The following is a 12,817-nucleotide window of genomic DNA, read 5'->3' on the forward strand; positions in this document are numbered from 1 at the left end:
CTAGCGGTGCACCCACCCCTGGTCGTACCAGATCGTCTTCAGCATCGTCACCGGGACGCCCCAGGTCTCGATGTAGGTGACGCCTTCCGGGCCGGCCGTCATCGTGTAGGGAGTGCCGGCCCGGCTGGTGAAGATGTCACCCGGGCCGATGACCACCGTCTGCAGCGCGTCGTCCTCGCCGTACTCGATGCTGTACTCGCCCTGGAACACGACGAGCGTCTCGTCGATGTTGTGCTCGTGCCGCGGGACCATGAAGTTCGGGACGACGCGGAGCACGTTGCGGTTGAAGGCCGGGACGTCGATCGGCTTCCTGCAGACGAACATGTTCTCGCCGAACGTCGCCGCGAAGTCGACCGGCGCGTCGGCGAGCAGCCCGCCGTCGACCCACAGGTACGTCGGGCTGTCCTGCTGATCGAGGTTCATCGGCGTCCAGCCCTCGTCGTCGACGAGGCTGGCGTAGTGGAGGACCATGCCGCGCATCCTTCACCGAGACCACCCCAGATCACGCCCGGATGTCCTGATCAGCGGAACCGGGATCCGGCGCCAGTGCCCGGATCGCGACCACCTCCGTTGACATTTCACCCGCACACAGAGTTAGATCATATTACTGTTTGTGATGGGGGTTACATTTCCCGTGACCCACGCTACATCCTGGGAGTCGACATGACGGTCCTGCACGATGACCTGCTACTAGAAGAGGCGGAGACCGACGCGGTCGTCCGGCCGCTGAGGCCTGCCGAGAGCCCCGACCGCACGGTCCTGGGCCGGCTCGACCTGATCCTCCATGCGTTCGGGGGGAACGACGGCGTCCTGGCTCTCAGCGAGATGAGCCGACGGGTCAACCTCCCGAAGTCGACGGTGCACCGGCTCGCCGACCAGATGTGCGCGGTGGGGTGGCTGGAACGCAAGAGCGGCGGATACCGGGTCGGACTCAAGCTCCTCGACCTCGGCGGTGTCGCCCTCCAGCGCAACGGGCTGCGGGACGTCGCCTTCCGGCACATCCATGCCCTCGCCGTGAAGACCGGCCTGGGCGTGCAGCTGGCCCTCCTGGACCAGAGCTCGGTCGTCTACCTCGACTGCATCGTGCTCGGCCGCTTCAAGCTGCCGACTCGGGTCGGCGGCCGGGAGCCGGCGTACTGCACCGGGCTCGGCAAGGCGATGCTGGCGTTCGAGGACAAGGACACCCAGCTGGCCGCGCTGCAAGACATGCCTCGGCGCACCGCCTCGACGGTCGTCGACCCGCGGGAGATGCAGACCGAGCTCGCCAACATCCGCAGGGTCCAGGTCGCGCACGACCGCGAGGAGGCCTACCGAGGCCTCGGCTGCGTCGCAGCCCCGATCCTCGCCAACGGCCGAGCGATCGGCGCGATCTCGGTGTCCGGACCGGTGGGACAGATCCAGGCACGCTGGCTCGCCCAGCACGTCCGCGACACCGCCCTGGCCATCTCCGAGCGTGGCCCGTCCGCCGCACCTGTCCAGCGCGCGCCACACGGTCCCTGAGAGCAGCGGCGGCGGAGCAGATCAGCTGGTCGCCGCAGTCGCGCTCCGGTCGGCGAGCTCGACGACCGTGCGCGGGAACGAGACGTTCGCCATCAGGCACTCGCGCTGGTGCATCAGCACGTCGAGCTTGCGGCGGGCGATCAGCCACTGGCCGTTCCGGTTCACCAGGCGGTCACGGAAGTGCACCCACGCACGGCTGATCTCGTCGGGCTCGCTCTCGTGGCACCACTGCACCGCCCCGTAGCAGGCGGCCCAGATCCCGTCGTCGTCGACGCCGACGACGTGGTTGCTCATCATGTGCAGCGTCCACGTGCACTCGTCGTGGAAGGGGATGAAGGACGAGAGCCAGTCCTCCATCCCGTGGTAGGACCGGGTGGGGTACGTCGCCCGGACGTCCGGCGTGAACAGGGTCGCGAAGTACCCCCAGTCGCGCGTGTCGATGGCCAGCGCGTAGGCACTCTGCAGCTGCGCGCCCACGACGGCGATCTCCGCGAGGTCGAGAGTGGTCACGAGCGACGTCCTTCCAGGTGCTACCGCGCCGGCCGGGTGTCGGCACGACGAGTCAGGCGGTCGGCGGCGGGGAGAACTTGTGTCCCCAGTACGCGCCGTCGGCGATCTCGTAGGTCGGCTTCTCGCCCGGGACCCGGAGGCCGGCCCAGCCGAACTCGACGGCGTACCTCTCCGGCGACCACACGTAGAAGGAGACCATCTGGTCGTTCGTGTGCTTGCCGAGGCTGTTCATCATCGGGACGCCGAGCTTGTCCGCGCGGTCGAGCGCGAGGCCCACGTCGTCGAGGGTCGCCGCCTCGACCATGAGGTGCAGCAGCCGACCCGGGCCAGGAGCCGAGGTCACGCCCAGGGTGTGATGGCGCTCGTTGGGGCTCAGGAACCACACGGTGCCGCGCGGGCTGGTCATCGTGTTCCGCTCGAAGAACCCGAGCACGTCGGTGTAGAAGTCGTAGAGCGCCTCGCCGTCCTCCCCGGTGACGATCACGTGCCCCATGCCCATGTCGTCGGTGACGAAGGCGCTGACGGTGGGAAGCTGCACGCGATCCTTCGTCAGGATCGGGCCGTGGTACAGCTCGACCGCGTTCCCGCCCGGGTCGTCGAAGCGGACGAACCCGGTCACCCGGCGGTCCTCGCACTCCTCGGGAGTGCCGGCGGTGACCTTGATGCCGACCGCCTCGACCGCCTCGACGAGGCGCAGGAGCTCGCGCCGGTTGGTGACGTCGTAGCCCATCGCCGTCATCTTGTTCTCGGCGCCGGGGCTCACCACCAGCCGCGGCGGGTGGTAGTGGTCCATCCGGTAGCGCAGCGAGGCGTCACCCTCGGCAGCGGCGGGCATGAGGCCCAGGAAGTCACCGGCGAAGACCTTCCAGGCCTCCAGGTCGGTGGACTCCAGCCGCAGGTATCCCAGCGAGTGAACGGTCATGTGCAACTTCCTCCTCGTAGGCCGGCAAACGGCTCGCAGCGCCTGGGGCAAGGCTGACGCATCGGGTCACGCACCTGAGGTCGTCGTACTGCCTAACGGGACGTCACTCGTGGTCGCGCAGCAGGAACGCCCGCACCACGTTCTCGAACTCGGCCTTGCGCTCGATCATCGCCCAGTGACCGCAGTCGGGGAACACATGGAGCTCGCAGCGTCGGACCAGCCGCATCGCGGCGAAGGCGCTGTCGAGCGGCGTCACCCGGTCGTCGCGACCGACCATGAGCAGGGTGGGCACCTGGATCCGCGTCAGCATGGCGATCTGGTCGGCGGCCGTACGGCCGCGGTCGCGCATCGCCAGGAGCGAGGCCCGGTTGTAGAGCTTCTTCAGGTCGTCGGCGGCGGCGGGATCGGTGGCCGACTCCCAGCGCATCTGCACGAACTCCTCGGTCAGGATGTCGGTGTCGTAGACCATCGACTCCATCCAGGCCATCAGGAGCTCACGCGTCGGTGCCTCGACGAACTCGACGAGCCGCTTGATGCCCTCGGGCGGGGAGGGGTTCAACAGGGAGAGCCCGAGTCCGCCGATGGCCATCAGCCGGGTCACCCGCTCGGGGTGGTCCGCCGCGATCCGGCCGGCGACGGCGCCTCCCATCGAGTTGCCGAGGATCGGCATGGCGGGCAGTCCCAGCGCGTCCAGGAAGTCGAGGACGCCGCCGCCCGCCGTCGTCATGGGGTTCGCGTCGGGCGAGTAGCTCCTGCCGAAGCCGGGCAGGTCGACCGCGTACGTCGTGAAGTCGGCGGCCAAGGTCGGCAGGTTCCCCCGGTAGTTCGCCCACGCGCTCACCCCCGGACCGGAGCCGTGGAGCAGCAGCAGCGGCGGCCCGTCCCCGGCCACGTGGTAGTGCAGCTTGCCCTTCGGCGTGTCCACGAACCGGCTGGTGGACTCGAACGTCAGACCACTCAACGTGCTCTCCCCTCGCTATGACGAAGCCCGCCGAAGCGGCTCGCGAGCGGACCGTCGGATCATGGCTCGGGCGCCGGCCGGCAGCAAGGGCGCGATCCCGTTCATCGGGACGTCGCAGCGCTCCGGAAACGGCTCGTTTCGCTCATCCCGATGAACGGCACGAGCGCGGTGACACGCCCCGGTTGTCGACCTACTCTGCACGAGTCCCTGGGCCGCAAGGCACGGGTCTGCACCCATGAGAACGAGGACGGTGATCGGCAATGACCGACAACAAGGACGCCGGCGAGCGGCTGGTAGTGATCTCGTCAGACTGTCACGCCGGAGCATCGCTGTACGGCTACAAGGAGTACCTCCCCAAGCACTGGCAGGTGGACTTCGACGCGTGGGCCGCCACCTTCGGCGACCCGTGGGTCGAGCACGAGGAGCGCGACATCAGCTACGGCGTCGCCGCCATGGAGTCCCAGATCGGCTGCGACTCCGCCTACCGGCAGAAGATCATCGAGGGCGACGGCATCGTCGGCGAGGTCATCTTCCCGAACTCGGCACCGCCGTACTTCCCCAGTGGGGTGCTCAGCGTCTCCGTGCCCCACACGATGCCCGAGTACGAGCGCCGCATGGCGGGCCTGCGCGCCCACAACACCTGGCTGGCCGAGTTCTGCAACGACGTGCCGGGACGCCGGATCGGCGTGGCGCAGATCTTCTTGAACAACATCGACGACACGCTGGACGAGGTGAAGCGGATCGTCGAGCTCGGCCTGAACTCGATCCTCCTTCCGTCGGAGACGCCGGGCGGTCTGGTCCCCCTCTACCCGCCGCGGCTCGAGCCGCTGTGGGAGCTGTGCGCGGACCTCGGCGTCGTCGTCCACAAGCACGGCAACTTCGCCGGCGACCCCAACACCCCGGAGTTCGGGGACGCCGCCGGCATCATCGGCAGCATCGAGGGCATGACCTGGAACCGTCGCGGCCTGGCCCACATGGTCATGTCCGGCGTGTTCGAGCGGCACCCGAACCTGAAGATGGCGTACACCGAGACGGGTGCCGACTGGGTCCCCGCCTACGTCGCCGGCATGGACGGGCACTACCGCGCCGCGTTGGTCCCGAACAGCCCGGCCGAGTTCTTCGGAGGCCCGGCCGTCAGGAACCTCCCGAAGCTTCCGAGCGAGTACTTCAAGACCAACGTCTGGATCGGCGCCTCGTTCATGACGCCGAGCGAGGGTGCGCACCGCTACGACATCGGCGTCGACCGGATCATGTGGGGCTCGGACCTGCCGCACTCCGAGGGCACCTACCCGCACACGCTCAAGGCGCTGCGGGCAGTCTTCGGCGGCCTCCCGCTCGAGGAGACCAAGGCGATGATCGCGGGGAACGCCTCGGAGCTCTACGGATTCGACCTCGACCTGCTGCAAAAGGCCGCGGACGTCGTGGGCCCGCTCGCCAGCGAGGTCGCGACGCCGCTCGCGGACGACGAGTGGCCGAGGGTCCCCGAGGAGTCCACGTGCCCGACGTTCTTCAACCAGCCGGTGCGCGCCTGAGCGCAGGCACACCCACCGCCCTGACGAGGCCGGCCCGGTTCGGGCCGGCCTCGTCGGGTCGGTGCCGCTCGGCGCCACCCATCACGTGAAGGAGCGAGCATGACGACGGCCGACGACACGAACCGCGTTGCCGGACCCGGTGCGACGATCGCTCCGCTGACCGGCATTCGAGTCTTGGAGCTCGGCAACTACATCGCCGCCCCCACCGCCGGGCGCATGCTGGCCGACTTCGGCGCCGAGGTGATCAAGGTCGAGCGGCCGCGCACGGGCGACGAGGTGCGCAACTGGCGCCTGTATGCCGGCACCACGTCGTTGCTGTTCCGCACGATCAACCGGAACAAGAAGTCCATCGTCCTCGACCTGCGGACCGACGCCGGCCGCGACGTCGTCCGCCAGCTGGTGGAGCACTGCGACGTGGTGCTGGAGAACTTCCGTCCCGGCACGCTCGAGAAGTGGGGCCTGGGTCCCGACGCGCTGAAGGCGATCAACCCGGAGCTGATCCTCACGCGCATCTCGGCCTTCGGCCAGACCGGGCCGATGGCCGCCCAGCCGGGCTTCGCCGCCGTCGCCGAGGCGCACGGCGGGCTGCGGGCCCTGGTCGGCGAGCCGGACCGGCCACCCGCGCGCGTCGGGGTCTCGATCGCCGACACGATCGCCGGCCTCCAGGCCGGGTTCGGCACCGTGATGGCGCTCTACGCCCGCGAGACGCGGCGCCGCGACGGCCTGGATCCGCGCGACACCGGCAATGACTTCAGCATCATCGACGTCGCGCTCAACGAGTCGGTCCTCTCCGTCACCGAGTCGCTGGTGCCCGACTACCTCGCCTACCAGGTCGAGCGTCAGCGCACCGGCGGGCGGATGGAGGGCATCGCCCCGTCCAACGCCTACGCCTGCAAGGACGGCTCCAGCGTCGTCATCGCGGGCAACGGTGACGCGATCTTCCGCCGGTTCATGACCGCGATCGGACGCCCGGACCTCCTCGCCGACCCGGGACTGGCCACCAACGCCGGCCGCTGGGAGTCGCGCGACGAGCTCGACGCCGCCATCGAGGCCTGGACCAGCACCTGCACCCGCGACGAGGTCCTCGCCGTCCTCACCGAGGCGGACGTTCCCGCCGGTGCGATCAACACGGCGGCGGACATCTGCATCGACGAGCAGCTGCTCGCGCGCAACATGATCCAGTCCCTCGCCGTCGACGCGACCGGCGACGGTGTCGAGCAGCAGATCGGGTTCCCCGGCATCGTTCCGGTGTACGGGGGCGTCTCACTGCCGATCGGTTCGCTCGGCCCAGACCTGGGTGCGCACACCGACGAGGTCCTTCGTGGTCTGCTGGGCCTGGAGCAGGACCTCATCGACGCGGCGACCGACTCCGCTCTGGAGCCTCGATGAGCGCCACGGCGCGTCCGCCGCTGGAGATCCGGGACGTCACGCTGCGCGACGGGCTGCAGCTCACCGGCAAGCCGCTCTCCGTGGAGCGCAAGGTCGAGATCGTCCGCGCCCTGATCGGCGCCGGCGTCACCTCGCTGGAGATCGGCTCCATGGCGCGACCGGACCTGGTGCCCTCCATGGGCAACACCACCGAGCTGGTCGAGCGCCTCGAGCCGGACGAGCTCGAGCGCTGCTGGCTGTGGGTGGCCACCCCGGGGCACGTGAAGCGCGCGTTGCAGGCCGGCGCGCACCACCTCCAGTTCTGCCTGTCGGCGTCGTCGTCGCACAACCGCGCCAACCTGGGCCGCGACACCGACACGAGCCTCGCCACCATGCCGGAGGCCATCGACCTGACTCTGTCCGCCGGAGGGCGGATCCAGCTCTGCATCGCCACCGCCTTCACGTGTCCGTTCGAGGGCAGCGTCTCGCCCGACCTGGTCCTGGCGATCGCCAACGACCCGCGCACCAGGGGCGCCGAGGACATCGTCATCTGCGACACGCTCGGCCAGGCCTTCCCCGACCAGGTCGCCAGCCTCATCCGCCGGGTGCGAGACGAGTCCCCCGAGCGGAGGATCCTCTTCCACGGCCACGACACCTGGGGCCAGGGGCTGGCCAACAGCCTGGCCGCCTACCAGGCGGGGGCCGCGATGGTCGATGCGTCGCTGGGCGGCCTGGGCGGGTGCCCCTTCGCGCCCGGCGCCAGCGGGAACGCGGCGACGGAGGACCTCCTGTTCGCCACGCGCCCGGACTGGCTCACCCCGACCACGTTCCACACCCTCGTCGACCTGGGCCAGGGGATCCTGCACGAGCTCGACGAGCCGAACCGCTCCCGCGCGGTGCAGGGCGCTCTGGCCGGCGCCGCGGCGTTCCCCTGGTCGAGGAGCACCCTCCCGGCCTGAGCAGGCTGAAGCTCCGACGACGAAGGCCGCTGCGACTCCGGGAGTCGCAGCGGCCTCGTCGTGGGTCGAGGGGGTCTCAGACCCCCGCGGCGAGCTTGGCCTCGTAGCGGGCCCGGTAGACCGCCTTGGGGGTGGTGCTGACGTCCACGTCGAGCGCCCGGGCGCGCAGCGCGCCGACGGTGGCGTCCTCCCGCTTGCCGTGCTTGAACGGGTCCCAGTTGAAGAAGCGGCACGAGTTCTCGAAGGTGATCTTGTTGATCTCCTCGTCCGTGCAGCCGGCGCCGGTCAGCTGCTCGAACAGCATCTCCGGCGAGCGCGGCCAGGTCGAGTCGGTGTGCGGGTAGTCGCACTCCCACGCGATGTTGTCGATGCCGATGCGGTCGCGCACCCGCAGCGCTGTCTTGTCGCCGATGAAGCAGGCGAGCATGTTCTTCTGGAACACCTCGGTCGGGCTCATGCCGACGCCGGAGACGTCGGTCTGCGTCCAGACGTGCTGCTGGACGACGTTGTCGGCACGGTCGAGGTAGCCGGCGATCCAGCCGATGCCACCCTCGGAGAGTGCGACCTTGAGGTCGGGGAAGCGCTTGAAGACGCCCTGGCTGAGCAGGTCGTTGGCGACGACCGCGGTGACCTGGGGACCCATGATGATCATGCGTCCCTCGTCCATGCCGTCGGGGTTGGGGATCATCCGGATCGCCAGGCCGATGTGCAGACACATCGTCATGTCGGTGTCGACGGCGGCCTTGAAGATCGGGGCCCAGTAGTCGGACTGGAAGCTCGGCAGGTCCAGGAGGTAGGGCGTCTCGGGGATGGTGAAGGCGGTGCAGCCCCTCTTCGCCATCCGGTAGATCTCCGCAGCCGCCTTGTCGGGGCTGTAGAACGGCAGGATCGACAGCGGGATGAAGCGGTCGGGGTGCTGGCCGCACCACTCGTCGAGGTGCCAGTCGTTGTAGGCCGACACGGTGGCCGCCACGAGGTCCTGGTCCTTCGCGCGTGCGAGGTAGCTGCCGCTGAACCCGGCCATCGTCGGGAAGTTCATCGAGGCGTAGACCCCGTTGGCGTTCATGTCGCGGATGCGCTCGTCGAGGTCGTAGCAGCCGGGGCGCATCTCGGCGTGGCCCACGGGGTCGATGCCCCACTCCTCGAGCGGCCAGGAGGCCGTCGCGCCGATGCCCACCGGCCCGGCGGAGTTGCCTTGGAAGACCCACTGGTCCGCGCCGTCGGCGGTCGTGGCGAACTGTGGGGCGTCGTCCTTGTACTTCGCCGGCATCCGGCCGTTGAAGAGGTCGGGCGGCTCGATGATGTGGTCATCGATGCTGACCAGGATCATGTCTTCCAGTTCCATCACAGAGCCTCTTTCTTCTTTTTCCGACCGGCGTTGTCGCTAAATAGGTGAACTGTTGGGATCCTACGACCGGGTCCGGGGCAGGTCAACCGATCTCGCGGGCGCGTGGGCGTCCACGGGCAGGAGTACCCCGGCGCAGCGTCGTCGCCTCCGCGATGTCCCGCTGATCGGGCCGGGCGCCCCCCGTCCACCCCGCGCGATGCCTAGCATCCGCACCTCGGGGCTCACGCCCGCTCCGAGCCTCGACGACGGGAAGCAGCCGCTCACGATGAACAACTACTGGGACGACCCGAACTTCCTGGACTACTACGACGCCGGCCTGATGATCCTCCGGACCGCGCTGGGCGCGATGCTCGTCTACCACGGGGTCAACAAGGCGAGGTCGTGGTCGGGCACCGCGGAGTGGTTCTCGAACCTCGGGCTGCACCCGGGCTGGCTCCACGCCCGCCTGGCCGTCGTCACCGAGATCGGCTGCGCCCTCCTCCTGATCGCCGGCTTCCTCACCCCGCTGGCGTGCGCGGGATGGGTCGCGCTGATGACGAGTGCCGCGATCACCGACCACCGGGGCAAGGGCTTCTTCGTCTTCAAGGGCGGCTGGGAGTACGTCGGCATCCTGGGCGTCGTGGCTGCCGTGATCGCGCTGATCGGCCCGGGTTCCTGGTCGATCGACGGCGCCCTGGAGTGGAGCCTCTACGGCTGGAGCTGGTTCGGTGTCGCGATCGTGCTGGGCGTCGTGGCCGGGGTCGGCCTGGTCCTCGGCTCCAAGCGGATCTTCCCCGCCGAGCCGGCAGGGGCGACCCGATCGACAGGAGACAGCGCGTGAGCCACATCGTCGTCGTGGGTGCCGGACTGGCCGGCGTCCGCACCGTCCAGGCGCTGCGCCGCGAGGGCAGCGGCGCCTCGGTCACGCTGGTCGGCGACGAGCTGCACCCGCCCTATGACCGCCCACCCCTGAGCAAGGACCTCCTCCTCGGCAAGTCCGAGCCCGACGACGTCCGACTCCTCGACGATGCGGGTCTGGCCGGCCTCGAGGCGCAGCTGCGACTCGGGGTGAGCGCCACCGCGCTCGACACCGATCGGCGCGTGGTGACGCTCAGCTCCGGCGAGGCCCTCCGCTACGACGAGCTGGTGATCGCCACCGGGGCACGGGCACGGCAGCTGCCGCACGGCGAGTCGGGCACCCCGGCCGGGCTGCACGTGCTGCGGTCTCTGGAGGACGCGATGGCGCTGCGCGACGCGTTCGCGGAAGGCCCGCGCGTGGCGGTGATCGGCGGCGGCGTCATCGGGTGCGAGGTGGCCTCCTCCGCCAGCATGCTTGGTCTGCCGGTGGTGATCATCGACAGCCTGCCCGTGCTCATGCAGCGGGTCGTCGGCGACGTGGTCGCCGAGCGGGTCGCGGCGCTGCACCGCGGCGCCGGCGTGGAGCTCCGCCTCGGCGCCACGGTCGCCGGCGTCGACACCGAGGGCGGACGGGTCCGAGGAGTCCGGCTGGCCACCGGGGAGGTCGTACCCGCGGACGTCGTCGTCGTCGGCATCGGCGCCGTCCCCAACGTCGAGTGGCTGGAGGGGTCCGGGCTCACCCTCGACGACGGAGTCGTCAGCGACGAGTTCCTCGCCGCCGTCGGCGTCGACGGCGTCCACGTCGTCGGGGACGTGGCGCGCTGGCACCACCTCGGCTACGGCGAGGCGGTCCGGGCCGAGCACTGGACCGCTGCGACCGAGCACGCCACGGCCGTCGCGAAGACCCTCACCGGCACCCCGACCAGCGTGGCCGAGATCCCGTACGCGTGGACCGACCAGCACGGCCGCAGGTTCCAGATCGCCGGGCACGTCCGGCCCGGCGACGAGGTCGTCTTCGTGGTGGACGAGGCGGGCCCTCCGGTGAAGTTCCTGGCGCTCGTCGGCTCCGGCGGCGAGCAGCACGCGGCGGTCTCGATCGGCGCGGCCCCTTTGTTCGTCAAGGAGCGGATGAAGATGCGCCGCGGCGAGGCCACCTGGCCCCCCGAGGCCCGCTGACCCCGATCCCCCACCGACGACCCGGCCAGCGGAACGACGCAGCTCGGGCGTCCACTCCCGACGACACAATGACAGCCGTTCCAGCGAAGGAGACGACCATGGGGAAGCTCGACGGCAGGGTCGCTCTGGTGACCGGCGCGGCCCAGGGCATCGGGGCCGCGATCGCGACGATCCTCGCCGAGGAGGGCGCGCGGGTCGCCGTCTGCGACATCGTGGAGGCTGAGGGCAAGCAGCTCGCCACCGACATCGGCGGGCAGTTCTACCCGCTGGATGTCAGCGACGAGGACGCGTGGGCCCGGGCGACCACCGCGATCGCGGCCGACCTGGGGCCGATCACCGTGCTGGTCAACAACGCGGGGGTCGGCGCGGCCGGCCCCATCCACAAGACGTCGACCGAGGACTGGCGCAGGATCATGTCGATCAACCTCGATGGCCCGTTCTTCGGCATCAGGGCGGTCAGTCCCCAGATGATCGAGGCCCACGGCGGGGTCATCGTCAACGTCTCGTCGGTCGCGGGTCTGACGGGCAGCTACGGCATCTCGGCGTACGCGACCAGCAAGTGGGGGGTCCGCGGACTCACCAAGGCCGCCGCCCTCGACCTCGCCGACGACAACATCCGAGTGCTGTCGGTGCACCCGGGCGTCGTGAACACCCGCGCCTCCTCGCGCTCCGACATGAGCGAGCGGGTCAAGGCCCGTCCGATGCCGCGCCTCGCCGAGCCCGTGGAGCTGGCCCGGATGGTGCTCTTCTGCGTCGCCGACGCCACGTTCTCGACCGGCTCCGAGTTCGTCGCCGACGGCGGCGTCGTGACCGGCCTCATCCCGCGCTGACGAACTAGGAGAGACATGAGCAAGCAGCAGGCGTCCGTGATCGTTCTTCCCGTGGACGATCTCGAGGATGCGCTCCGCTTCTACACCGAGACCCTCGGGTTCCCGTTGCTCCACCGCATCAGTGCGACCTACGCGATGGTCGACGGCGGCCCGCTGGCCATCGGTCTCAACGCGAGCCCACCCGACGGCGCCGCCGGAGGACGCAACATGCTGGGGATGCGCACCGAGGACGTCGACGTCCTGGCGCACGCGATCGAGCAGGGCGGCGGCACGATCGTGACGCCGCCGTACGACGACGGGACCGACCGCCGGGCGTTCGTCGAGGACGCGGCCGGCAACTTCTTGATGATCTACAAGCGAACGGAAGCGCAGTCATGATCGGCAACCCGGCACCCTTCGGAGACCTCTTCCACGTAGGCCTGCGGGTGGCCGACGTCGAGGCGTCGATGGCCGACCTCTCGGCGTCGATGGGCCTGGACTGGGCCCCTCCGCTGCACATCCCCATGCGCCCGTGGGTCCCGGGGCAGGGATACCGGGACTTCGAGATCGCGATGACCGAGTCCGTGGCGGGGCCGATCCACATCGAGCTCACGCACGGACCCGTCGGCAGCATCTGGGACGCGGCGCTCGGCGCCGGACTGCATCACTTCGGCGTCTGGGTCGACGACGTCGCCGCCACGGTGAGCACTCAGCTCGCGGCGGGCTGGGCGCTCGAGATGGCGGGCGCGTCACCTGAGGAGGGCTATGGAGCCTTCGCCTACCTGCGCTCGCCTTCGGGCGTCATCGTCGAGCCGGTCTCGGCCACCTCCCGCGCGTGGCACCAGCGCTGGTGGGACGGCGACGAGCTCGGAGCACCTGGCCGCTAGCACGACGG

At 69.9% G+C, this 12,817-nt stretch carries 14 protein-coding genes; 9 read left to right on the top strand and 5 right to left on the bottom strand.

The window, feature by feature from the left end:
- Nucleotides 1-471 carry a hypothetical protein gene (locus LQ940_RS19870; RefSeq protein ID WP_231241720.1) on the bottom strand — a complete coding sequence of 157 codons (471 nt, stop codon included), beginning with the start codon at nt 469-471 and terminating at the stop codon, nt 1-3.
- A gap of 192 nt (nt 472-663) precedes the next feature.
- Between LQ940_RS19870 and LQ940_RS19875 the strand changes: the two genes are divergently transcribed.
- Nucleotides 664-1,500: an IclR family transcriptional regulator gene (locus tag LQ940_RS19875; protein WP_231241721.1), complete on the top strand. Its 837-nt coding sequence runs from the start codon at nt 664-666 to the stop codon at nt 1,498-1,500.
- Nucleotides 1,501-1,521: 21 nt separating this feature from the next.
- Here LQ940_RS19875 and LQ940_RS19880 read toward each other — a convergent pair whose 3' ends face one another.
- The 3 genes from LQ940_RS19880 to LQ940_RS19890 all read right to left on the bottom strand — a co-directional run bounded on the left by LQ940_RS19880 (nt 1,522) and on the right by LQ940_RS19890 (nt 3,893).
- Complete coding sequence (locus LQ940_RS19880) at nt 1,522-2,010, bottom strand: nuclear transport factor 2 family protein (protein ID WP_231241722.1); 489 nt, start codon at nt 2,008-2,010, stop codon at nt 1,522-1,524.
- A 52-nt stretch (nt 2,011-2,062) separates the two neighbouring features.
- Nucleotides 2,063-2,932 (bottom strand): VOC family protein, encoded by an 870-nt coding sequence (locus LQ940_RS19885; protein ID WP_231241723.1) that lies wholly within the window; start codon nt 2,930-2,932, stop codon nt 2,063-2,065.
- Nucleotides 2,933-3,035: 103 nt separating this feature from the next.
- A complete protein-coding gene (locus LQ940_RS19890) occupies nt 3,036-3,893 on the bottom strand; it encodes an alpha/beta fold hydrolase (RefSeq protein WP_231241724.1) in 858 nt (285 codons plus the stop codon).
- Between the two features lie 260 nt (nt 3,894-4,153).
- Between LQ940_RS19890 and LQ940_RS19895 the strand changes: the two genes are divergently transcribed.
- From LQ940_RS19895 to LQ940_RS19905, 3 genes are all read left to right on the top strand, one after another.
- Nucleotides 4,154-5,425 (top strand): amidohydrolase family protein, encoded by a 1,272-nt coding sequence (locus LQ940_RS19895; RefSeq protein WP_231241725.1) that lies wholly within the window; start codon nt 4,154-4,156, stop codon nt 5,423-5,425.
- 99 nt (nt 5,426-5,524) lie between these two features.
- The gene (locus LQ940_RS19900; protein WP_231241726.1) at nt 5,525-6,814 is read left to right on the top strand and encodes a CaiB/BaiF CoA transferase family protein; all 1,290 of its coding nucleotides are present in this window, start codon (nt 5,525-5,527) and stop codon (nt 6,812-6,814) included.
- The gene (locus LQ940_RS19905) at nt 6,811-7,752 is read left to right on the top strand and encodes a hydroxymethylglutaryl-CoA lyase (RefSeq protein WP_231241727.1); all 942 of its coding nucleotides are present in this window, start codon (nt 6,811-6,813) and stop codon (nt 7,750-7,752) included. Before LQ940_RS19900 ends, LQ940_RS19905 begins: the two co-directional genes overlap by 4 nt.
- 76 nt (nt 7,753-7,828) lie before the next feature.
- On the opposite strand, the gene LQ940_RS19910 is transcribed toward LQ940_RS19905, so the two are convergent.
- Nucleotides 7,829-9,097, bottom strand: a complete 1,269-nt coding sequence (locus tag LQ940_RS19910) for an amidohydrolase family protein (RefSeq protein WP_231241728.1) — start codon at nt 9,095-9,097, stop codon at nt 7,829-7,831.
- 199 nt (nt 9,098-9,296) lie between these two features.
- Here LQ940_RS19910 and LQ940_RS19915 point away from each other — a divergent pair, with 199 nt between their 5' ends.
- The 5 genes from LQ940_RS19915 to LQ940_RS19935 all read left to right on the top strand — a co-directional run bounded on the left by LQ940_RS19915 (nt 9,297) and on the right by LQ940_RS19935 (nt 12,809).
- Complete coding sequence (locus LQ940_RS19915; RefSeq protein WP_231241729.1) at nt 9,297-9,920, top strand: DoxX family protein; 624 nt, start codon at nt 9,297-9,299, stop codon at nt 9,918-9,920.
- Nucleotides 9,917-11,113 (top strand): NAD(P)/FAD-dependent oxidoreductase, encoded by a 1,197-nt coding sequence (locus tag LQ940_RS19920; protein WP_231241730.1) that lies wholly within the window; start codon nt 9,917-9,919, stop codon nt 11,111-11,113. The genes LQ940_RS19915 and LQ940_RS19920 overlap by 4 nt, the downstream gene beginning before the upstream one ends.
- A gap of 98 nt (nt 11,114-11,211) precedes the next feature.
- Complete coding sequence (locus LQ940_RS19925) at nt 11,212-11,943, top strand: SDR family NAD(P)-dependent oxidoreductase (RefSeq protein ID WP_231241731.1); 732 nt, start codon at nt 11,212-11,214, stop codon at nt 11,941-11,943.
- A 15-nt stretch (nt 11,944-11,958) separates the two neighbouring features.
- Nucleotides 11,959-12,321 carry a VOC family protein gene (locus LQ940_RS19930; protein ID WP_231241732.1) on the top strand — a complete coding sequence of 121 codons (363 nt, stop codon included), beginning with the start codon at nt 11,959-11,961 and terminating at the stop codon, nt 12,319-12,321.
- Nucleotides 12,318-12,809 carry a VOC family protein gene (locus LQ940_RS19935; RefSeq protein ID WP_231241733.1) on the top strand — a complete coding sequence of 164 codons (492 nt, stop codon included), beginning with the start codon at nt 12,318-12,320 and terminating at the stop codon, nt 12,807-12,809. Before LQ940_RS19930 ends, LQ940_RS19935 begins: the two co-directional genes overlap by 4 nt.
- Nucleotides 12,810-12,817: the final 8 nt, after the last annotated feature.

Source organism: Nocardioides sp. cx-173, assembly GCF_021117365.1.
In the GTDB taxonomy this organism is placed as follows: domain Bacteria; phylum Actinomycetota; class Actinomycetes; order Propionibacteriales; family Nocardioidaceae; genus Nocardioides.